Origin of the sequence: Kosakonia sp. MH5 (assembly GCF_009935945.1) — a bacterium.
Classification (GTDB): domain Bacteria; phylum Pseudomonadota; class Gammaproteobacteria; order Enterobacterales; family Enterobacteriaceae; genus Kosakonia; species Kosakonia radicincitans.
This window is the reverse complement of record NZ_QODH01000011.1, coordinates 1-20,650: the sequence shown is the minus strand read 5'-3', so window position 1 is coordinate 20,650 and position 20,650 is coordinate 1. Positions and strand designations below refer to the sequence as shown.

Below are 20,650 nucleotides of genomic sequence, written 5' to 3'. Positions count from 1 at the left end.
GCGCCATCAGATGATGGCGCATGCATTGTCAGAACATCACCTGGCCGCCGGTCACGTTAATCGACTGCCCGGTGCAGTAAGAGGCTTTTGGGCTGGCGTAAAACATCAGCACATTCAGCACGTCCTGATAGTCGCAGCCGCGTTTCAGCGGCACTTTGTCGATGTAGTACTGCTCGACCTCGTTAGCCGCAATGCCCAGTTTGCTGGCGTATTGCGGGATAAGTGACTGGAACATCGGCGATTTCAACAGGTTGCCCAGCATCAGCGAATGTACCGTAATGCCATATTCCGCCAGATCCAGCGCCAGCGACTGGGTTAAGCCGACGCCGCCGAATTTTGCCGCGCTGTAGCCGGAATTGTGTTTGCTGCCCACTTTGCCGGATTTTGAGTTGATCTGGATAATGCGCCCCTGAATACCGTCGCGAATCATCAATTTGGCGAATTCGCGTGCGCAGAGGAAATAGCCAACCAGGTTGACCTGTAGCGAGCGGTCAAAATCCCCCAGCGCAAAATCGCTGATAAAAGCCGCCTTGGCGATGCCGGCGCTGTAGACCAGCAGATCTGCACGGCCAAAAATTTCGTCCACGCCGCGCGCCAGAGCCAGCACGCTGTGTTCGCTGGTGGCATCCGCGCCAAAGCCGTAGGCCATCCCTTCGCCAAACTCGCTGTTGATCTCCTGGGCGACATTCGCCGCTTTATCACTCTGAATATCCACTACCGCCACGCGGTATCCTTCTGCGGCAAGCCCACGGCACAGGAACGCCCCGAGGGTTTGTCCTCCGCCAATGACTACGGCAACCTGTTTCATACTCTTCTCCTTACGACTTAAGCGACAAATTTCAAAATGCAGCCGGGGGCGATAGTGTCCGGCACCGGGCCTGCGACATGTACCGTTCCGGGGTATTCCGCCTGCGTTTGCCCATCAAAACGCAGGGTGATATGGCCAAGCTCACGTAAATTCTGTTCGGCGACGTCGCCAACGGCAGTGACCGGGTAATGTTGTTCGCCAAGCTCGAATTGCGCGCCGGGTAGCAGTGCGCCGCTAAGCGCACCGTGGTTATGGATAAAACAGAACTCGGCAACATCGGCGGGCGCACCTTCCCTGAATGTAATCAGCATGTTGTCACTGAGCGCATCCGCTGCGCTGTCGCCAATGCGGGTAATGGTGGTTTGATAAATAACGCTCATGACAGCTCCTTACTGATAAATGAAACCGGAAACAAACCAGGCAATCAGCACCGTTGGCGCACCAGTCAAAAAGCGGCTGACCAGCACTGAGGGCACCCCGACGCGAACCGTATCCTGGCGGGCTTCCGCCAGCGACAAACCGACCGGGATAAAGTCGCAAGCCGCCTGTGCGTTAATGGCAAACAGCGCGGGCAGGGCGAGATGCGGTGGGATATTCCCCTGGCCAATTTGCACGCCGATCAGCACGCCAATCACCTGCGCGATCACGGCACCAGGGCCGAGAAACGGCGACAGCAGCGGGAAAGAGCAGATCAGCGCCAGCGTCACCAGACCCAGCGGATGGCTGGCCAGCGGCGCCAGACCGTGGGCGATCCAGTCGCCGAGACCGGAGGCGATAATGATGCCGATTAACGCCGAGACGAAGGCCATAAACGGCAGGATGGTCTTCAGCACCGTATCGATGGTGTCGCGCCCGGCCTGGAATAGCACCGCCACTGCCGAGCCCATGCCCATACCGACTTTTGCCAATAGCCCGTCGCTCTGCTCGGTGATTTTTTTACTGCTGTCGTACTCCCGCCGGGCGGCCGGTTTGGCCGTGGCCGCTTCGCCTTGCAGATGAATGTTTTCCTCTTTCACGCCAGAGACATAGATATCTTCGAGGATGTATTGCGCCAGCGGCCCGGATTTTCCCGTTGCGTGGATGTTCACCGTCGGGATGCGCCGTTTCGGGTAGATGCCACAGCGCAGCGTGCCGCCGCAGTCAATCACCGCCACGCCGATCTCTGTTTCCGGTGGTTCGCCCTCTTTAAAACCGTCCACCGCCTGCCAGCCGGTAAGTTGCGCCAGCTTGTCAACGATGGCCGGACGTGTTCCGGCAGTGATATAGACGATTTTCTTCTCAACGCTGGCGTCGATTTCCAGCGGGCCGCCCCAACCGCCAGCGCCTTTTTCAATCACAATGTGGGTCATGATGTTGCTCCGGCGAGTTGGACATCCTGTTCAAGTTGAATCCCCATTTTCTTCTCGAAAATGGCCGTTGTGAGATCGGTAATCCAGCCACGGAAGAAGTTAGTGACCAGGCCAACCAGCAGATAGCTCACTGCCAGCGGGCCTAACGGTAAACCGAGCGTGGTCAGGCCGTTGGCAATGCCGAGATAGACAAACAGCTCGCCGGGATTAATGTGCGGAAACAGGCCGTTCATTGAGTGGCAACTGTAAGACGCCGCAGCGTAATAACTGGGTTTGTAGCGCTCCGGCATAAAGCGCCCAAGGCTTAATGTCATCGGGTTGCAGAAGACAAAAGTGCCGACGCACGGCAGCAGTAAGTAACGGGTCAGCGGATTGCCCGCGCAGCGCTGCGCGAGCTTTTCAATTCGCTGCTGACCAATAAAGTTAATCAGCGCATTCATGATTACCAGCAGGCTTATCAGCAGCGGCAGAATACCGGTCACCATGCCGGTAAAAACTTCTCCGCCTTTCTGAAACAGCCCGATGAACCATTCGGCACCATGCGTGATGGTTTCCATTGTTCTCTCCTGTAGGGTTGTCGTTTTGTTGTTTAACCGTGCGCTATCATAATCATGATGAAAGGTTGAAATGTGTTATTTGGATCTCGTTATGAAAGAAAAAATGATCATTGTGAAAGGTTATGCGAAGAGCGACGCTTTTAAATGAACACGCAATGAGAAGAGAAAAAGTGGGGTGCGATCGTGCGCGCAGGCCTGATGTCGCTTCCTTGTGGATAGCCAGATGCTTTACCATACTTGCTCCTGGCTGAATTCGTTTAAAATGGATGTCCCATGTTGAAGCGTTATTACGCAGCGTTGCTGCCTGCGTTTGTTGTGCTCTGTGCCTGTAGCAGTAAACCCCAGCTTGCCGAAACCCCTCAAACCGTATCACCTAAGCCTTCCGGCGGTTTTCTGCTGGAGCCGCAGCATTCGGTAGTGATGACCGGCGGCGACTTCGCCAATAATCCGGCCGCTGAACAATTCATCGATATGATGGTGAGTAAGCACGGTTTTGACCGCCAGCAACTGCACGAAATTCTGTCGCAGGCGAAACGTCTGGACTACGTGCTGCGCCTGATGGATAAACAGGCGCCGATATACACCGGGCCGACGGGGCCGAATGGCGCCTGGCTGCGCTATCGCAAACAGTTCATTACCCCGGATAACGTGCAAAACGGCGTGGCGTTCTGGAACCAGTACGAAGATGCGCTCAATCGCGCGTGGATGGTCTATGGCGTACCGCCGGAAATCATCGTCGGCATTATTGGCGTGGAAACGCGCTGGGGCCGGGTGATGGGCAAAACCCGTATTCTGGATGGTCTGGCGACGCTCGCCTTTGCTTATCCGCGCCGCGCGCAATACTTTGCCAGCGAACTGGAAACCTTCCTGCTGATGGCGCGCGATGAGAGTGATGATCCGCTCGATTTGAAAGGTTCTTTCGCCGGAGCAATGGGTTACGGCCAGTTTATGCCTTCCTCCTATAAAGAGTTTGCCGTTGATTTTAATGGTGATGGTCACATCAACCTGTGGGATCCGGTCGATGCCATCGGCAGCGTGGCGAACTACTTCAAACAGCACGGCTGGGTGAAAGGCGATCTGGTGGCTGTACCGGCCAACGGCCAGGCGCCGGGGCTGGATAATGGCTTTAAAACCAACTACAGCGTCGGACAACTGGCGGCGGCAGGTTTAACGCCGCAGCAGTCGCTGGGCAATCATCAACAGGCCAGCCTGCTGCGCCTGGATATTGGTACTGGTTATGAATACTGGTACGGGTTGCCGAACTTCTACACCATCACCCGCTATAACCACAGCACCCACTACGCGATGGCGGTCTGGCAGCTTGGCCAGGCTGTGGCGTTAGCGCGCGTGCGCTGATCCCTCCCCCTTCTGCGGGCTGTCTCTTATACACAAATCCCTGATGTGGTCGTCAGGGATTTTTTTGAACCTGACACGGGCAACGCCGGACATCCGCAAAAGAATTATCTGATTTAAAATTTTATCCTCCCCATATTTGCGAGCGCTATCACGTTAATTAGCGTGAAAAGTGTGATCTGCGCTGGAAATATCTCTTAGATTCCCCTTCTTGTCTTATTCTCTGTCCGGAAGGCAGGACACGATTTAGTATTGTCGTTATTTCAATACCCTCTTATATTTATCATCACGGATTGCAAGTGGAGCTTATGTGTTGAGAGCTTCTTAATTATTTTTAATCTGCGTAAGGGTAAATAATGCAAATGATTACCTCGCGACAAAACAGATTATTGAAATTCCTTCTTCCACGAAGGGAATTTATTACCTTGTTAAAAATCGCTGAATACTTAAATGTTTCGGAAAAAACCATTCAACGCGATTTCCGAATGCTGGAGCCGTGGCTAGCAGAATGGAGTATTCGCATAAATAAACGTGCCGGTGCCGGGGTCATGTTAAGCGCAGATAATATAACGGACCTGTTGCATCTTGAGCAGCTACTTAGTGTGGAAGGTGACGATACCGATGGCATGATGAACAATTCCCGGCGAGTGAAAATAGCCTCACAATTATTAAGCGAAACGCCACATGAAACGTCCATCAGCAAATTGTCAGAACGCTATTTTATCAGCAATGCTTCAATCGTTAACGATCTGAAAGTGATTGAATCCTGGATTGCTCCGCTGGGATTGACGTTGATTCGTAGCCAGAGCGGAACGCATATCGAAGGCAGCGAAAGTAGTGTGCGTCAGGCAATGGCATCGCTGATTAATGGCATCATTAACCATAACGAACCGGGCAGCGTGATCTATTCCCGCCTCGACCCGGGAAGTTATAACGCGCTGGTCCATTATTTTGGCGAAGAAGACGTTTTATTCGTTCAGTCATTATTACAGGAGATGGAAAAAGATCTCTGCTGGTCGCTGGGCGAGCCGTATTACGTCAATATTTTTACTCATATCCTGATCATGATGTACCGTATTACGCGCGGCAATGCGCTGCCGAAAAAGGACGATAACGCCAGCGTCTTCGATGAAAACATCTTTTCTGTTGCCAGCCGCATGATTCAGCGTATCGAAACACGCATTGCCCATCCGCTGCCGGAAGACGAAGTTTGGTTTATTTATCAATATATTATCTCTTCCGGCGTGGTCATCGAAGAGCATAACGACGTCAGCGTGATTGGCCATATGCACTCCAGCGATGAGGCCCGGCTGATTACCTGCCGGCTTATCGCAACCTTCGCCGATATGGTCGACAGCGATTTTAGCCAGGACATCGCGCTGTACGACGGGCTACTGATTCACATTAAGCCATTGATTAACCGTCTCAATTACCAGATTTGCATTCGTAACCCGCTGCTGGACGATATCAAAGGCGAGTTACAGGACGTCTGGCGGCTGACCCAGTGTGCGGTGAACCGGGTGTTCAGCGGCTGGGGCGAGCAGGCGGTATCGGAAGATGAAGTCGGCTATTTAACCGTGCATTTCCAGGCGGCGATGGAGCGACAGATTGCCCGTAAGCGCGTACTGCTGGTCTGTTCGACGGGTGTCGGAACCTCGCATCTGCTGAAAAGCCGCATTCTGCGCGCCTTCCCGGACTGGACCATCGTTGGCGTGGTTTCTGCGGGGAGCTTGCCGTCGGTACTGACGGAAGATATTGAACTGGTTGTCTCGACGATCAATCTGCCGACCATTGCTCTGCCAGTGGTATACGTCACCGCTTTTTTTAATGACGCCGATATTAAGCGCGTGACGGAAACGGTTATTACGGAAAAATTGCATCGTGCGACGTCTCTGGTCGTCGAACATTAATATCTGAATCCATGAGGTATGTTTAATGGACATAACAAAAATCCTGAATACAAATCGCGTTATTTTGAATATGAAAGCTACGAATAAAACGGAGGCGATTGAGGAATTAACCGATCTTTTACAAAAAGATGGCGCTATTAGTTGCCGGGAAACGTTTATTCAGGATGTCTGGCAACGTGAATCAGAAGGATCGACCGGCTTCGAAAATCATATCGCGATACCCCATGGTAAATCCTCGGCGGTAGTTAATACCACCCTGGCGATTGGACGCACACACCACGATATTCCCTGGGAAACACTGGATGGCAGTAACGTGCGCTGCATTATTTTATTTGCTGTACGGCTTGAAGATCAAAATACGACGCATATTCGCCTGCTTTCTCAGGTGGCAGGTGCACTGGCGGATGAAGACATCATCGAGCAATTACTTGAAGAGAGCAGTCCACAAAAGATTATTGACTTGTTTAGTCAATATGCTGAATCCGATGTTTGCTAAATAAAAAGTGGGGTATGTTATGAATATTGTTTGTGTCGCTGCCTGTACGGCAGGAATTGCACATACGTATATTGCCCGCGAGAAGTTAATTAAAGGCGCGAAAGCGCTTGGGCATAATATTAAAATTGAAACTCAGGGCACTATCGGTACTGAAAATGAGTTGCTGGCGGAAGATATTTCCGCAGCCGACGTCGTTATTCTTGCGGTCGATGTCAAAATAAAAGGAGAAGAGCGCTTCATTAATAAACGCATCGTGCGAGTTAAAACCGAAATTGTCATTAAATCACCCGTTCAGTTTCTTGAAAAGGTCGAGAAATCATTAGCTAATGCGTGATCCTTATCTGGAGGTCACATGAGTGAAAATAAAGTTCCTGTTTCGCAGGAAATAAAAAGACATCTTTTGACGGGCATCTCGTGGATGATTCCGTTAATTGTGGCAGCGGGCATTTGTATTGCCCTCGGCCAGGTACTCGGCGGCACAAACGTTGGAGAAAAAACGGGCACCATCCCCTGGATGCTCAATCAGATTGGCGGCTGGGGAATGGGATTGATTGTACCCCTGATCAGCGCCGCCATTGCCTACTCCATTGCTGACCGCCCCGGATTCGCACCGGGCCTGATTGTTGGCTTTATCTGCGGACAGATTCATACCGGGTTTATTGGTGGGATGCTGGGTGGTTTCCTGGTGGGTTACACCGTCCTGCTGCTTAAACACTATATTCGCCTGCCGAAATCAATGCAGGGTCTGATGCCTATCATGGTGCTGCCAGTGCTGAGCACCATTATCGGCGGCCTGCTGATGATGACGCTGATCGGCAAACCCATCGCCTGGCTGCAGGAAGCGCTGATCCACATGCTGGAGTCGATGCAGGGTGGTTCACGCTTCCTGATGGGGGCCATCCTCGGTGCAATGGCGACGTTCGACTTCGGCGGCCCGGTGAACAAAACCATGTCGCTGTTCGCCGATGGGCTGCTGGTGAGTGGTGTGTACGGGCCGGAAGCGGTGAAGTTTGTCGGCTCTATTATTCCGCCGTTCGGCATCACCCTCTCGTTCCTGCTGACACGCCACAAATACACCCGCGCTGAACGTGAAGCGCTGAAAGCCGCCTTCCCGATGGGGATCTGCATGATTACCGAAGGAGTTATCCCGATTGCGGCGCGTGACCTGCTGCGCGTGGTCGGCTCCTGTGTGGTGGCCTCGGCTATTGCGGGTGGCCTGATCATGGTGTGGGGCGTGGAAAGCCCGGTGCCGCACGGTGGCATGTTCGTGGTCCCGCTGTTTACCCATCCGCTGCTGTTCTGCCTGGCGCTGGGGATCGGCACGGTTATCTGCGGCGTGATGCTGTCACTGTGGAAGAAACCGGTGACCGAGCGTGACGAAGAGTTTGACGAGCTCAGCGATAAGAAACTGAAAGACGAAGAGATCACCTTCACCCTGGAATAAACGGAGACCCTATGTTTGCCGATATGAAAAGCATGGTGACCAAAGCCTGGTGTGAACACTATGCGTTGCTCGCTATCAACTGTATGAACCTGGAAAGCGCCCGTGCGGCGGTTCGGGTTGCCGAGAAACACCGCGCACCGATCATCCTGAACCTGTATCAGGAGCATCTTGCCCATTTCCCGGCACCGGTTGCCGTGGCGGTGGTAAAAGCGTTGGCCGAGGAGGCCACGGTGCCGGTCACACTGGCGCTGGACCACGGGAAAGATCCCGTGCGTATTCGCCAGGCGTTTCGCGCCGGGTTTAGCGGGCTGATGATTGATGCGTCCGCCTTCCCGCTGGAAGAGAACGTCCGTCAGACCCGCGCGGTGGTTGAGCTGGCTGCCAGCGCCGGGCTGTGTGTGGAGGGGGAGTTAGGCCATCTGGCCGATGCACCGCGCTACGATCACGCCACCAATGCGGATCTGATGACCCAGGCCGCCGACGTCGAGCCGTTTATCCAGCAGACTGGGATTGACCTTCTGGCAGTGTCAGTCGGAACCGCGCACGGCATGTACGCCCCCGGCATCACGCCCGCCATCGATTTTCAACGCCTGGAAGAGGTGGCGCGTAAATCGACGGTGCCCCTGGCATTGCACGGCGGCAGCGGAACCCCGTTTGACCAGATGCAGCGCTGTCCGTCCTTTGGTGTCGCCAAGATCAACGTCGGCGCTGCGGTGTTCGAAGCCGGGAAAGCCGCGCTGCTGCATACCCTGTGTCATGACCATTCTCGCGAACTGGTGGATGTGCTGATGGCCATGGAGCAGGCCAGCGAGGAAGCCATTATCCCGTATCTACAGGCCAGCGGCGCCATCGGCAAAGCCTGATTCATTTTTCTGTAACGCCTTCTATGCCTCTGCAACGATGCACCGGCAGGGCTTGCTACACCCTGAAACTGGAGAATTAACATGTTAATTTCGATGAAAGAGTTACTGAAACCCACCCGCCAACACGGTTTCGCTATTGGTGCGTTCAACGTGGCGGACAGCTGCTTCATTCGCGCGGTGGTGGAAGAAGCGGAAGCCACCAACACGCCTGCAATTATCTCTATCCACCCCAGCGAACACGATTTTGTCGGGGATAGCTTTTTCGGCTATGTCCGCGATATCACCATGCGCAGCCCGGTGCCGTTCACCCTGCACCTGGATCACGGCGCATCGGTCGAGCATGTGCTTCGGGCAATCCAGTGCGGGTTCACCTCGGTGATGATCGACGGCTCGCTACTGCCCTATGAGGAGAACGTGGCGCTGACCAAAGAAGTGGTGCGTCTGGCGCATGCAGTGGGCGTTTCGGTGGAAGGGGAACTGGGCACCATCGGCCAGACGGGCACGTCTGTGGAAGGCGGCGTGTCGGAAGTGACCTATACCGACCCGACACAGGCAGAGGATTTTATTGCCCGCACCGGGGCAGATACTCTGGCGGTGGCGATCGGGACGGCACATGGTATCTACCCGAAAGGGATGCAGCCGAAGCTGCAAATGAACATTCTGCGCGACATTGCCGGGCGTCTGGATATTCCGCTGGTGCTACACGGAGGTTCGGCCAACCCGGATGTAGAAATCGCCGAGTCCGTGACCCTGGGGGTGGGCAAAATCAATATCTCCAGCGACATGAAGTACGCCTACTTCCAGAAAGTGCGTGAGATCCTTGCCAGAGAAACCTGGTGGGATCCGAACGTGATCTATCCGGATGCGATCAACGCTGCGCGAGATGTGATCCGCCACAAAATGAAGCTGTTTGGATCAACCGGGAAAGCGTCACTCTACTAAGGCCATTGAGGCGGGTTCGCCCGCCTCTTTCGCAATAAGGAAAGAGATATGTACTACCTGGGGCTGGATATCGGCGGCACGAAAATGGCGGCGGTGGTGATGGACGCACAGGGGCAGGAAATAGCCCGTTACCGTTGCCCGACGCAGAAAGCGAGTTATCCGCAGTTTGTGGAATCGGTGGTCGCCTTTATCGACCAGATTAGCCATGACATACAACTGCCGATGATGACGGGGATTGCCCTGCCGGGCAGCGTCTCGCCGCTGAGCGGTCTGATTAAGAACTCTAATATCCAGGTAATTAATGGTCGCGCGTTGCAGACGGATCTCCAGCAGTTGCTGGGGCAGACAATGGTGGTGGCAAACGACGGAAACTGTTTCGCTTTGTCGGAAGCCTGTGACGGTGCGGGGCAGCAGCATGAAGTCGTGTTCGGTATCACGCTCGGTACCGGCTGCGGTGGCGGGATAGCCATTCACCGCCAGCCGTTTGTTGGCGCGTGGGGGAATGCCGCCGAGTGCGGACATATCACCCTGCCTGGCTACAGCGAGCAACTCGATGGGCCGCCAGTGCGCTGTTACTGCGGTAAAGATAACTGCGTGGAGTCGTTTGTCTCCGGGACGGGGTTGAGCGAACGCTATCAATGGCTTAACGGACAGCATCTTACGGGCGATGCGATTGTGGCGCTGGCGCAGCAGGGGGAGCCCGATGCCGTGCGGCAGGTAGCGCGGTTTCGCCAGCAGCTTGCCCGCACTCTGGCGACGGTAGTGAATCTTCTCGATCCAGGTGTGATTGTGATTGGCGGCGGGCTGTCGAATGCGGCGTTGCTTATCGCGAACCTGGACACCGAAGTGGCCCACTTCGTTTTTACCGATCATTTCTCCACCCCCATCGTGAAAGCCCACCACGGCGACAGCAGCGGCATGCGTGGCGCTGCCTGGCTTGCCATTCGAACCGGGAGAACAGAATGAAACGTTCACAGATTAACTATGCCATTGATAAAGCTCATGCCATCGCCGAGACGTTCGGGGTGTGCCTGCCGGAGTTTGCATTTTTTACCGCCGATGCCTGGCGAAAGCAGCCGCTGGGGGAGTGGGGCGAAGTACTGGATCTGCAGTTGGGCTGGGATATCACCGATTTTGGCCGGGGTGATTTCGACAAGATTGGCCTGACGCTGCTGACGTTGCGTAACGGCGCGCTGAATTCGAGAGCGTACCCAAAGCCGTATGCCGAAAAGATGCTGCAAATTCAGCAGGAGCAGCAGACGCCGTGGCATTTTCATACCCATAAGATGAAAGACATTCTGAACCGGGGCCGCGGCGATTTGTGTATGCAGCTCGGCTGGGCGACGGATGAGGCGCTGTTTGACGAGCGGCGCATGGTTGAAGTGAGCGTGGACGGGCGGCAACGTACGTTTAAGCCCGGCGAGACGCTGGTGTTAAAACCGGGGCAGGGGGTGTGTCTGCCGCCGCGTTTGTATCACCGTTTCTGGGCCGAGAAAACGCTTGTGCTCGGTTGGGAGATTTCGATGGTGAATGACGATAAGCGCGATAACTATTTCCTCGAACCTGGCGGGCGTTTTCCGACCATTGAGGAGGATGTCCCCGTGAAGTGGTTGTTATGCAAAGAATATGATCGTTTGAATGTGACGTGACACGAACGGTATCTTATGTGGACAGCGCGTTTTCCCCCCTTTCCCTTTTCTGTTTCTTATACTCAAATCCCTGATGTGGTCGTCGGGGATTTTTTTGAGCCTTTTTCCCATCCATGGGAAAAACATGAGTGTAAATGGCTCTTGCGAAGATGGGGCGATGGATGACAGCTGGGTAGTGATATGGCACGGCCTGGTTCAGGCTTCAGAATATCGTTGAAGAATATCACCCAGCGAAGCCTCTTGATCAGACGATCTGATCAAGAGATAGCCTACTGGAGGGGAATCTGAAACATTTCGATGCACTCCCGTTTCGCCTCTGCATTTACATCAACGCCGTGAATGTTTATTGTTACGTTATAACATATTTGAGGCGTATCGATGATCCCCGTAACTCTGTTTTCTCTGTCTGGTGCGACCCGGTTGCTGCTGGCCGTCGCGTTATTGCTGGTGCTCTGGCTCCTGACTGATTGGGCGGTCACGTTGCCATGATTGAACTTGACCATTTAGTGGCGGGATATGACCGGCTGGCAATTACCCCTTCGCTCTGCGGCACGCTGGAGCGCGGAAGTATGACCGCTATTGTCGGCGCTAACGGCTGCGGCAAATCGACATTATTAAAAACGCTGGCCGGATTTTTACCTCCGGTGAGCGGCGTGCTGCGCTGGCAACCATCACGCCCGACAATTGGCTGGCTGGCGCAGCGTCACGCGCTGGAATCACAATTTCCGCTTACCGTTCAGGATGTGGTTTGCATGGGCTGTTGGCCGCGTATCTCCCTGTTTCGCGGCCTGAATCGTGATGCGCGTATGCGGGTTGCACAAGGGCTGGAACGCGTGGGCTTAACGGCCATGGCGCGTGAAACCATTGATACGCTCTCCGGAGGGCAATTCCAGCGCATGTTATTTGCCCGCGTCTGGGTACAAAACGCGCCGCTGGTCATGCTGGATGAACCCTTCACTGGCATTGATGAAATTACCTCGCAGATATTGATGGAACAAATTGTTGATATGCATCACGAAGGGCAGACCATTCTGGCGGTGCTACATGATAGTGAACGCGTGGCGCGTTACTTTCCGCAAACCTTGCGCCTTGGCGAAAAAGCCGCGCAGTGGGGCGCATCCGCTCAGTCTCAGGCGACGGCTGAGGTGTGCAGCGCATGATCTGGCATCTCTTTTTCCAGCCGTTTATTGAATTTGGTTTTATGCGCCGCGCTCTGGTGGTTTGCATGGCGCTTTCGGTTAGCACCACGGCGCTGGGTGTCTTTTTGCTGCTGCGTCGTATGAGCCTGATGGGTGATGCGCTTTCGCACGCCATTTTGCCGGGTGTGGCAGTCGGTTACTTGCTGAACGGCATGTCGCTGCTGGCGATGAGTATTGGTGGTTTCATTGCAGGCATCACCGTGGCGCTGGTCGCTGGCTGGGTCAGCCGCCGTACGCCGCTGAAAGAGGACGCCAGCTTTGCCGGTTTTTATCTTGGCTCGCTGGCGCTGGGCGTCACGCTGGTGTCGTTACGCGGTTCGAACGTTGACCTGTTGCACCTACTGTTTGGTTCGATTCTGGCGGTGGATAGTGATGCGGCGCTGTTTGTCGCGGGTGTCGCCAGCCTGACGCTGATCGTGCTGGCGGTGGGGTATCGCGGGCTGGTCAGCGAAGCGTTCGACAGTGCGTTTTTGCAGGTGAATGCATCCCGCTTGCCGGGATTGCTGCACGGGCTGTTTCTGGCGTTACTGGTATTAAACCTGGTGGCCGGGTTTCAGGTCCTCGGCACGTTGATGGCGGTGGGCGTCATGATGCTGCCCGCAGTGGCGGCGCGCTGTTGGGTGCGCACGCTACCGGCGTTGTTACTGCTGGCGGCGATAACCGGCGCGCTCTGCGCCTGGCTGGGCTTAAGTTTATCGTGGATGGCGGGCCTGCCTGCTGGCCCCGCCATTGTGCTGACCGCCAGCGCGGTGTTCTTTTTTTCCATTTTATTTGGCACGCGCAGCGGGCTGGCTCAAAGCCTGCGTGCGCTTTTAACATAGCAAGGGGAAATGATGAAACGTACAGGGGTGATGCTGGCGCTTGCGCTGGGCTTGATGGCGCAGGGCGCGATGGCAAAAACATTAAATGTGGTGGCCAGTTTTTCTATTCTCGGTGATATCGCACAAGAAGTTGGCGGCGATCATGTAAAGGTGACGGCGCTGGTCGGGCCGGATGGCGATCCGCATACCTTTGAACCCTCGGCAAAAGACAGCGCGCTGCTGAATAAAGCCGATGTAGTGGTGGTTAATGGTTTAGGGCTGGAAGGCTGGCTCGACAGGCTGGTGAAAGCCTCCGGTTTTAAAGGCCAACTGGTGGTGGCTTCAACTGGCGTATCCACGCATACTCTGGAAGAGGATGGTAAAACCGTGACCGATCCTCACGCCTGGAACAGCGCCGCCAACGGTGCGCTGTATGCACAAAATATTCTGGCCGCGCTGGTGAAAGCCGATCCGGCAGATGAAGCCGCGCTTAATGCTTCCGGCCAGCGCTATATCGCCGAGTTAAAACAAATGGATAGCTGGGCGAAAGAGCGCTTCAGCGCTATCCTGCAGGCGAAACGTAAAGTGCTGACCAGCCATGATGCCTTCGGCTATTTCGCCCGTGCCTACAATGTTGAGTTTATGGCGCCGCAGGGGATCTCCTCGGAGAGTGAAGCCAGCGCAGCACAGGTAGCGTCGTTGATTAAACAGATTAAAGCCGATGGCGTTCACGTCTGGTTTATGGAGAACCAGCTCGATCCGCGTCTGGTAAAACAGATTGCCAGCGCGACCGGCGCGCAGCCGGGCGGTGAACTCTATCCGGAAGCGCTCAGCGCGAAAGGCGGCGTGGCGGATACTTATCAGAAAGCGTTTCGCCATAACGTTGACACCATCGCAAACAGCATGAAATAACTCCCAATAAGCCGGATAAGCGGCAACCGCTATCCGGCGAATTACCCGGCGGCCGGGTCTGTGGTTAGGGCCGCCATTTTCTCTACCGCGCTTTTTTCGGAAGCCTCCTCGTAAATTCATTAACCCGTCCCCATATTTGCCCGGAAAGTGGTATCTTTTCCGCCACGATTTTTGTGCACGGGAGCCATCATGACGGACACTGAATTAATGCAACTGAGTGAGCGTATCGGGCAGGCTTTAAAAGCGCGCGGCGCAACGCTAACGACGGCGGAATCCTGCACCGGCGGCTGGGTTGCAAAGGTCATCACTGACATTGCCGGCAGTTCCGCCTGGTTTGAACGTGGGTTTGTTACCTACAGTAATGAAGCAAAAGCGCAAATGATTGGTGTGCAGCCCGACACGCTGGATGCGCACGGTGCTGTGAGCGAGCCGGTGGTGGTGGAAATGGCGATTGGCGCGCTGAAAGCGGCGCGTGCCGATTATGCTATTTCGATCAGCGGTATCGCCGGGCCGGATGGCGGCAGTGAAGCGAAGCCGGTCGGCACCGTCTGGTTTGGCATTGCCAGCGTCAGTGGGGAAGGGATTACGCGGCGCGAATGCTTTCCTGGCGATCGCGAAGCGGTGCGCAGGCAGGCGACGGCTTATGCGCTGCAAACCCTCTGGCAACATTTTCTACAAAAGACTTGATACTGTATGACCATACAGTATAATTGCGACAACAGAACAGTAATTCACCGCGGGGCGTAACGCGCTTCACTCTGCATGACAGGAGTAATAATGGCTATCGACGAAAACAAACAAAAGGCGCTTGCAGCTGCACTGGGTCAGATCGAAAAGCAATTCGGTAAAGGCTCCATCATGCGTCTGGGTGAAGACCGCTCCATGGATGTGGAAACCATCTCCACCGGTTCGCTCTCGCTGGATATCGCGCTGGGCGCGGGCGGTCTGCCGATGGGGCGTATCGTCGAAATCTACGGGCCGGAATCATCCGGTAAAACCACGCTGACATTGCAGGTGATTGCTGCAGCGCAGCGCGAAGGTAAAACCTGTGCGTTTATCGATGCGGAACACGCGCTGGATCCTATCTATGCCCGTAAGCTGGGCGTTGATATCGACAACCTGCTGTGCTCCCAGCCGGACACCGGTGAGCAGGCGCTGGAGATCTGTGATGCGCTGGCGCGCTCCGGCGCAGTTGACGTGCTGGTTGTCGACTCCGTGGCGGCATTAACGCCGAAAGCGGAAATCGAAGGCGAAATCGGTGACTCTCACATGGGCCTCGCGGCACGTATGATGAGCCAGGCGATGCGTAAGCTGGCCGGTAACCTGAAACAGTCCAATACGCTGCTGATCTTTATCAACCAGATCCGTATGAAAATTGGTGTGATGTTCGGTAACCCGGAAACCACCACCGGCGGTAACGCACTGAAGTTCTACGCTTCTGTGCGCCTGGATATTCGCCGTATCGGTGCGGTAAAAGAGGGTGACAACGTTATCGGCAGCGAAACCCGCGTAAAAGTGGTGAAAAACAAAATCGCTGCGCCGTTCAAACAGGCTGAATTCCAGATCCTTTACGGTGAAGGTATCAACTTCTACGGCGAGCTGGTTGACCTTGGCGTGAAAGAGAAGCTGATTGAAAAAGCGGGTGCCTGGTACAGCTACAACGGTGAAAAAATCGGACAGGGTAAAGCGAATGCAACAACCTGGCTGAAAGAGAACCCGGCAACGGCGAAAGAGATCGAGAAAAAAGTGCGCGAGATTCTGCTCAGTAATCAGAATTCCGCTGCGGAATTCTCGGTGGATAGCAACGGCGAAGACGTTGAAGAAACCAACGAAGATTTCTGATAATCTGAACCGCAATCGAGGGCTGCTGATGCAGCCCTTTTGCTTTTCTGCGACCACAGGAATGAGCCATGTCTGACGATACTCCCCGCCGCTCTGCTCTTCCCCGTTTGCGCGATCGGGCGATGCGGATTCTGGCGATGCGCGATCACAGTGAAAAAGAGTTTCGCCGCAAATTGACGGCGCCGGTAATGGGGAAAAACGGCCCGGAGGAACTCGACTGTACGGAAGAAGAGGTGGTGCAGATTGTAGAGTGGTGTCTTGAGCACCATTTTCTCGATGATGCCCGTTTCGTGCGTCAGTTTATCGCCAGCCGGGCGCGCAAAGGCTATGGGCCTGTTCGTATTCGCCAGGAACTGAATCAAAAAGGGATAGCGCGGGAAACGACGGAACAGGCGATGCGCGAATGCGATATCGACTGGGTCGCCAGCGCTCGCGATCAGGCGCTGCGCAAGTATGGAGAACCACTGCCGACAGAGTTTGTCGCGAAAGTAAAAGTGCAACGCTTTTTGCTCTATCGTGGCTTTTTGCAGGAAGATATTCAGGAGATATGGCGAAATTTTGCCGACTGAGCGCATACGGGATTTTACTTCGCACTAAAGAAAACTTATCTTATTCCCACTTTTTCCAGTAACTGGCGCGTCTGCTATGTCATGGCGGCGGCTGGTTACCACATTTCGTTAGCTTGATTTCAGGATAATTATGAGCAAGAGCACCGCTGAGATCCGTCAGGCGTTTCTCGATTTTTTCCATAGCAAAGGACACCAGGTAGTTGCCAGCAGCTCCCTTGTGCCAAATAACGACCCGACTTTGCTGTTTACCAACGCAGGGATGAACCAGTTCAAGGATGTGTTCCTTGGGCTCGACAAACGTAATTATTCCCGCGCCACCACGGCACAGCGTTGTGTCCGTGCCGGTGGTAAACACAATGACCTGGAAAACGTCGGTTACACTGCACGTCATCACACCTTTTTTGAAATGCTGGGCAACTTTAGCTTCGGCGATTACTTCAAACATGATGCTATTCAGTATGCATGGGAACTGCTGACCGGTGAAAACTGGTTCAACCTGCCGAAAGAGCGTCTGTGGGTGACGGTGTACGAAACGGATGATGAAGCCTACGAAATTTGGGAAAAAGAAGTTGGTATCCCGCGTGAGCGTATTATTCGCATCGGTGATAACAAAGGCGCAGCTTACGCGTCTGATAACTTCTGGCAGATGGGCGATACCGGTCCGTGCGGTCCGTGTACCGAGATTTTCTACGATCATGGCGATCACATCTGGGGCGGCCCTCCGGGCAGTCCGGAAGAAGATGGTGACCGTTACATCGAAATCTGGAACATCGTCTTTATGCAGTTTAACCGCCAGGCCGATGGCACCATGGAACCGCTGCCGAAACCGTCAGTGGATACCGGTATGGGCCTGGAGCGTGTGGCAGCCGTACTGCAACATGTGAATTCCAACTATGAAATCGATCTGTTCGTTAAGCTGATCGAAGCCGTAGCGAAAGTGACCGGTGCGACGGATTTGAGCAACAAATCCCTGCGCGTTATCGCGGACCACATTCGTTCCTGTGCTTTCCTTATTGCTGACGGTGTGATCCCATCGAACGAAAACCGCGGCTATGTGCTGCGTCGTATCATCCGTCGTGCTATCCGCCACGGTAACATGCTGGGCGCGAAGGACACCTTCTTCTATAAACTGGTTGCGCCGCTGATCGCTGTGATGGGCTCTGCCGGTGAAGATCTGCAACGCCAGCAGGCGCAGGTTGAACAGGTTCTGAAAACTGAAGAAGAGCAGTTTGCCCGTACTCTGGAGCGCGGTCTGGCGCTGCTGGACGAAGAGCTGGCAAAACTGAAAGGGGATACGCTGGACGGCGAAACAGTCTTCCGTCTGTACGATACCTACGGTTTCCCGATGGATCTGACCGCGGACGTTTGCCGCGAGCGTAACCTGAAAATTGATGAAGCCGGTTTTGAAGCCGCCATGGAAGAGCAGCGCCGCCGCGCACGCGAATCCAGCGGATTTGGCGCAGACTACAACGCGATGATTCGCGTTGATAGCGCGTCGGAATTTAAAGGCTACGATCACCTTGAACTGAACGGTAAAGTGACCGCACTGTTTGTCGACGGCAAATCGGTGAACGCGATTGCTGCAGGCCAGGAAGCGGTTGTCGTGCTTGATGAAACGCCATTCTATGCAGAATCCGGCGGTCAGGTTGGCGATAAAGGCGAACTGAAAGGCAACGGTTTTACGTTTACCGTGCAGGATACGCAGAAATATGGTCAGGCGATTGGCCACATCGGCAAGCTGGCGACCGGGACTCTGAAAGTGGGTGACGGTGTGAAAGCAGAAGTCGACGAAGCGCGTCGCGCGCGCATCCGCCTGAATCACTCTGCAACGCACCTGATGCACACTGCATTGCGTACCGTTCTTGGTACTCACGTCGCGCAGAAAGGTTCGCTGGTGAATGACAAAGCGCTACGCTTTGACTTCTCTCATTTCGAGGCGATGAAACCGTCTGAGATCCGCGCGGTGGAAGATCTGGTGAACGCGCAGATTCGCCGTAACCTGCCGATCGAAACCAACATCATGGATCTGGAAGCCGCGAAAGCGAATGGCGCGATGGCGCTGTTTGGCGAGAAATACGATGAGCGCGTGCGTGTACTGAGCATGGGCGATTTCTCTACCGAACTGTGCGGTGGTACGCACGCGTCCCGCACCGGTGATATTGGTCTGTTCCGCATTGTGTCTGAATCAGGCACTGCTGCTGGCGTTCGTCGTATCGAAGCGGTTACCGGTGAAGGTGCGATTGCCAGCCTGCATGCGCAGAGCGACCAACTGCACGATATCGCGCAGTTGCTGAAAGGCGATAGCCAGAACCTCAGTGACAAAGTGCGTACCGTTATCGATCGTACGCGTCAGCTGGAAAAAGAGTTGCAGCAGCTTAAAGAGCAGGCAGCAGCGCAGGAGAGCGCGAACCTGTCCGGCAAAGCGATTGAAGTTAACGGCGTGAAACTGCTGGTCAGCGAACTGGCAGGCGTCGAGCCGAAGATGCTGCGTACCATGGTGGACGATCTGAAGAACCAGTTAGGCGCTTCTGTTATTGTTCTCGCCACTGTGGCTGAAGGGAAAGTTTCTCTGATTGCGGGCGTCTCGAAGGATGTGACTGACCGTGTGAAAGCAGGGGATCTGGTTGGTATGGTTGCCCAGCAGGTTGGGGGCAAAGGGGGGGGACGTCCGGACATGGCGCAAGCCGGTGGTACCGACGCGGCTGCGCTTCCCGCTGCTCTTGCCAGTGTTAAAGACTGGGTAAGCGCGAAACTGTCATAACTACAAAGCGAATGCACAGGCCATAATCTTACCGATTATGGCCTTGTTGCCACTACGCTATTGATAACAAGAAAGTCAGGTTGAAGTTGTGTATATCGGCTAAACTTACGTTTAACAGAATGTGATGCCGTGACTGCTTACACTTTACGTGTTTGTCATCGCTTACTTTTTGGCGTTATATGATGGATAATGCCGGGATACAGAGAGACCCGACTCTTTTAATCTTTCAAGGAGCAAAGAATGCTGATTCTGACTCGTCGAGTTGGTGAAACCCTCATGATTGGGGATGAGGTCACTGTGACTGTCTTAGGGGTTAAGGGTAACCAGGTGCGCATTGGCGTTAATGCCCCGAAAGAAGTATCTGTTCACCGTGAAGAGATCTACCAGCGTATCCAGGCTGAAAAATCACAGCAGTCCAACTACTGATGCTATTATGCGTCTCGCGGTTGTACGGCGAGACGCAACACCTCCTCCGGATTTTCTCCTCTCCAGGTTTCCTTTTTATTTCAGCCCGCTGATTTTTTATATCAGGCTCGTATTTTCGTGGCAGGTTTGTTTCTGTTTTTCTCCAGCGAAGCGGCGGAAATTCTGCTGAGAAAACATCCTTTTTGGCCTTTTTACAGGCTAATTGACTGCGAAGTGTGCAAACGATTCAGGGGCTGGAAAAATTGTTTGACTTATAAGTCCCAGAAAGTAATATGTGCGCCACGCAGCGACGATGAGCTCTCAACAAGTTCTTCAAAGCACTCGAAAGAGGCGTGTGGTGAGGTGGCCGAGAGGCTGAAGGCGCTCCCCTGCTAAGGGAGTATGCGGTCAAAAGCTGCATCCGGGGTTCGAATCCCCGCCTCACCGCCATTTTGCATCCGTAGCTCAGCTGGATAGAGTACTCGGCTACGAACCGAGCGGTCGGAGGTTCGAATCCTCCCGGATGCACCATATTTTGAGGGAATGACAGCGAATTTGTTGTTTCCGAAACGGCGGATAAAACCGCATGCACCAGGGTGGATAACGTTGCTTTAGCAACGGCCCGCAGGGCAAGTCGAAAGACGAGTCATCCTCCCGGATGCACCATCTTTGTCAGTGTGGCGAGGAATGCAGCACTGAATCAGCGTAGTAAATAAGTATTCCCGATGCATCCGTAGCTCAGCTGGATAGAGTACTCGGCTACGAACCGAGCGGTCGGAGGTTCGAATCCT

At 54.3% G+C, this 20,650-nt stretch carries 21 protein-coding genes and 2 tRNA genes; 19 read left to right on the top strand and 4 right to left on the bottom strand.

Annotated elements, in window-relative coordinates:
* Positions 1 to 28: 28 nt before the first annotated feature.
* The 4 genes from srlD to DK872_RS22670 are packed head-to-tail and all read right to left on the bottom strand — an operon-like array spanning position 29 to position 2,714.
* Positions 29 to 808 carry a sorbitol-6-phosphate dehydrogenase gene (srlD, locus tag DK872_RS22685; protein WP_072439150.1) on the bottom strand — a complete coding sequence of 260 codons (780 nt, stop codon included), beginning with the start codon at positions 806 to 808 and terminating at the stop codon, positions 29 to 31.
* A gap of 17 nt (positions 809 to 825) precedes the next feature.
* Entirely contained in the window at positions 826 to 1,188 is a 363-nt protein-coding gene (gene srlB / locus DK872_RS22680; protein ID WP_007370542.1) for a PTS glucitol/sorbitol transporter subunit IIA, read from the bottom strand.
* Between the two features lie 9 nt (positions 1,189 to 1,197).
* Entirely contained in the window at positions 1,198 to 2,157 is a 960-nt protein-coding gene (locus DK872_RS22675; protein ID WP_007370543.1) for a PTS glucitol/sorbitol transporter subunit IIB, read from the bottom strand.
* Positions 2,154 to 2,714: a PTS glucitol/sorbitol transporter subunit IIC gene (locus tag DK872_RS22670; protein ID WP_007370544.1), complete on the bottom strand. Its 561-nt coding sequence runs from the start codon at positions 2,712 to 2,714 to the stop codon at positions 2,154 to 2,156. The genes DK872_RS22675 and DK872_RS22670 overlap by 4 nt, the downstream gene beginning before the upstream one ends.
* 273 nt (positions 2,715 to 2,987) lie before the next feature.
* Here DK872_RS22670 and mltB point away from each other — a divergent pair, with 273 nt between their 5' ends.
* From mltB to DK872_RS22575, 19 genes are all read left to right on the top strand, one after another.
* Positions 2,988 to 4,070, top strand: coding sequence for a lytic murein transglycosylase B (gene mltB, locus DK872_RS22665; RefSeq protein ID WP_035890274.1), 1,083 nt, complete (start codon positions 2,988 to 2,990; stop codon positions 4,068 to 4,070).
* 353 nt (positions 4,071 to 4,423) lie between these two features.
* Entirely contained in the window at positions 4,424 to 5,977 is a 1,554-nt protein-coding gene (locus DK872_RS22660) for a transcription antiterminator (RefSeq protein WP_035890275.1), read from the top strand.
* A gap of 25 nt (positions 5,978 to 6,002) precedes the next feature.
* Positions 6,003 to 6,473 (top strand): PTS sugar transporter subunit IIA, encoded by a 471-nt coding sequence (locus tag DK872_RS22655; RefSeq protein ID WP_007370547.1) that lies wholly within the window; start codon positions 6,003 to 6,005, stop codon positions 6,471 to 6,473.
* 19 nt (positions 6,474 to 6,492) lie between these two features.
* Complete coding sequence (locus DK872_RS22650; protein WP_007370548.1) at positions 6,493 to 6,807, top strand: PTS fructose transporter subunit IIB; 315 nt, start codon at positions 6,493 to 6,495, stop codon at positions 6,805 to 6,807.
* An 18-nt stretch (positions 6,808 to 6,825) separates the two neighbouring features.
* Positions 6,826 to 7,917: a PTS fructose transporter subunit IIC gene (locus DK872_RS22645; protein ID WP_007370549.1), complete on the top strand. Its 1,092-nt coding sequence runs from the start codon at positions 6,826 to 6,828 to the stop codon at positions 7,915 to 7,917.
* An 11-nt stretch (positions 7,918 to 7,928) separates the two neighbouring features.
* The gene (locus DK872_RS22640) at positions 7,929 to 8,780 is read left to right on the top strand and encodes a class II fructose-bisphosphate aldolase (protein WP_007370550.1); all 852 of its coding nucleotides are present in this window, start codon (positions 7,929 to 7,931) and stop codon (positions 8,778 to 8,780) included.
* 81 nt (positions 8,781 to 8,861) lie between these two features.
* Positions 8,862 to 9,722 (top strand): ketose-bisphosphate aldolase, encoded by an 861-nt coding sequence (locus DK872_RS22635; protein ID WP_035890278.1) that lies wholly within the window; start codon positions 8,862 to 8,864, stop codon positions 9,720 to 9,722.
* A 48-nt stretch (positions 9,723 to 9,770) separates the two neighbouring features.
* Positions 9,771 to 10,688 carry an ROK family protein gene (locus DK872_RS22630; protein WP_071921284.1) on the top strand — a complete coding sequence of 306 codons (918 nt, stop codon included), beginning with the start codon at positions 9,771 to 9,773 and terminating at the stop codon, positions 10,686 to 10,688.
* A complete protein-coding gene (locus tag DK872_RS22625) occupies positions 10,685 to 11,371 on the top strand; it encodes a D-lyxose/D-mannose family sugar isomerase (protein ID WP_079517467.1) in 687 nt (228 codons plus the stop codon). The genes DK872_RS22630 and DK872_RS22625 overlap by 4 nt, the downstream gene beginning before the upstream one ends.
* Positions 11,372 to 11,856: 485 nt before the next feature.
* A complete protein-coding gene (locus DK872_RS22620) occupies positions 11,857 to 12,531 on the top strand; it encodes a metal ABC transporter ATP-binding protein (protein WP_149288417.1) in 675 nt (224 codons plus the stop codon).
* Complete coding sequence (locus tag DK872_RS22615) at positions 12,528 to 13,391, top strand: metal ABC transporter permease (RefSeq protein WP_007370555.1); 864 nt, start codon at positions 12,528 to 12,530, stop codon at positions 13,389 to 13,391. Before DK872_RS22620 ends, DK872_RS22615 begins: the two co-directional genes overlap by 4 nt.
* A 12-nt stretch (positions 13,392 to 13,403) precedes the next feature.
* Positions 13,404 to 14,282, top strand: coding sequence for a metal ABC transporter substrate-binding protein (locus tag DK872_RS22610; protein WP_161518898.1), 879 nt, complete (start codon positions 13,404 to 13,406; stop codon positions 14,280 to 14,282).
* Positions 14,283 to 14,471: 189 nt separating this feature from the next.
* Positions 14,472 to 14,969: a nicotinamide-nucleotide amidase gene (gene pncC / locus DK872_RS22605; RefSeq protein WP_007370557.1), complete on the top strand. Its 498-nt coding sequence runs from the start codon at positions 14,472 to 14,474 to the stop codon at positions 14,967 to 14,969.
* Positions 14,970 to 15,059: 90 nt separating this feature from the next.
* Positions 15,060 to 16,124: a recombinase RecA gene (recA, locus tag DK872_RS22600; RefSeq protein ID WP_007370558.1), complete on the top strand. Its 1,065-nt coding sequence runs from the start codon at positions 15,060 to 15,062 to the stop codon at positions 16,122 to 16,124.
* A gap of 68 nt (positions 16,125 to 16,192) precedes the next feature.
* Positions 16,193 to 16,693 carry a recombination regulator RecX gene (gene recX, locus DK872_RS22595; RefSeq protein ID WP_007370559.1) on the top strand — a complete coding sequence of 167 codons (501 nt, stop codon included), beginning with the start codon at positions 16,193 to 16,195 and terminating at the stop codon, positions 16,691 to 16,693.
* Positions 16,694 to 16,823: 130 nt separating this feature from the next.
* Positions 16,824 to 19,454, top strand: a complete 2,631-nt coding sequence (alaS, locus tag DK872_RS22590) for an alanine--tRNA ligase (RefSeq protein ID WP_161518870.1) — start codon at positions 16,824 to 16,826, stop codon at positions 19,452 to 19,454.
* Positions 19,455 to 19,694: 240 nt separating this feature from the next.
* Positions 19,695 to 19,880, top strand: coding sequence for a carbon storage regulator CsrA (csrA, locus tag DK872_RS22585; RefSeq protein WP_007370562.1), 186 nt, complete (start codon positions 19,695 to 19,697; stop codon positions 19,878 to 19,880).
* A gap of 336 nt (positions 19,881 to 20,216) precedes the next feature.
* Positions 20,217 to 20,309: transfer RNA gene (locus tag DK872_RS22580), tRNA-Ser, on the top strand.
* Between the two features lie 4 nt (positions 20,310 to 20,313).
* Positions 20,314 to 20,390 (top strand) — tRNA-Arg (locus DK872_RS22575).
* The last annotated feature ends 260 nt before the right edge of the window (positions 20,391 to 20,650 follow it).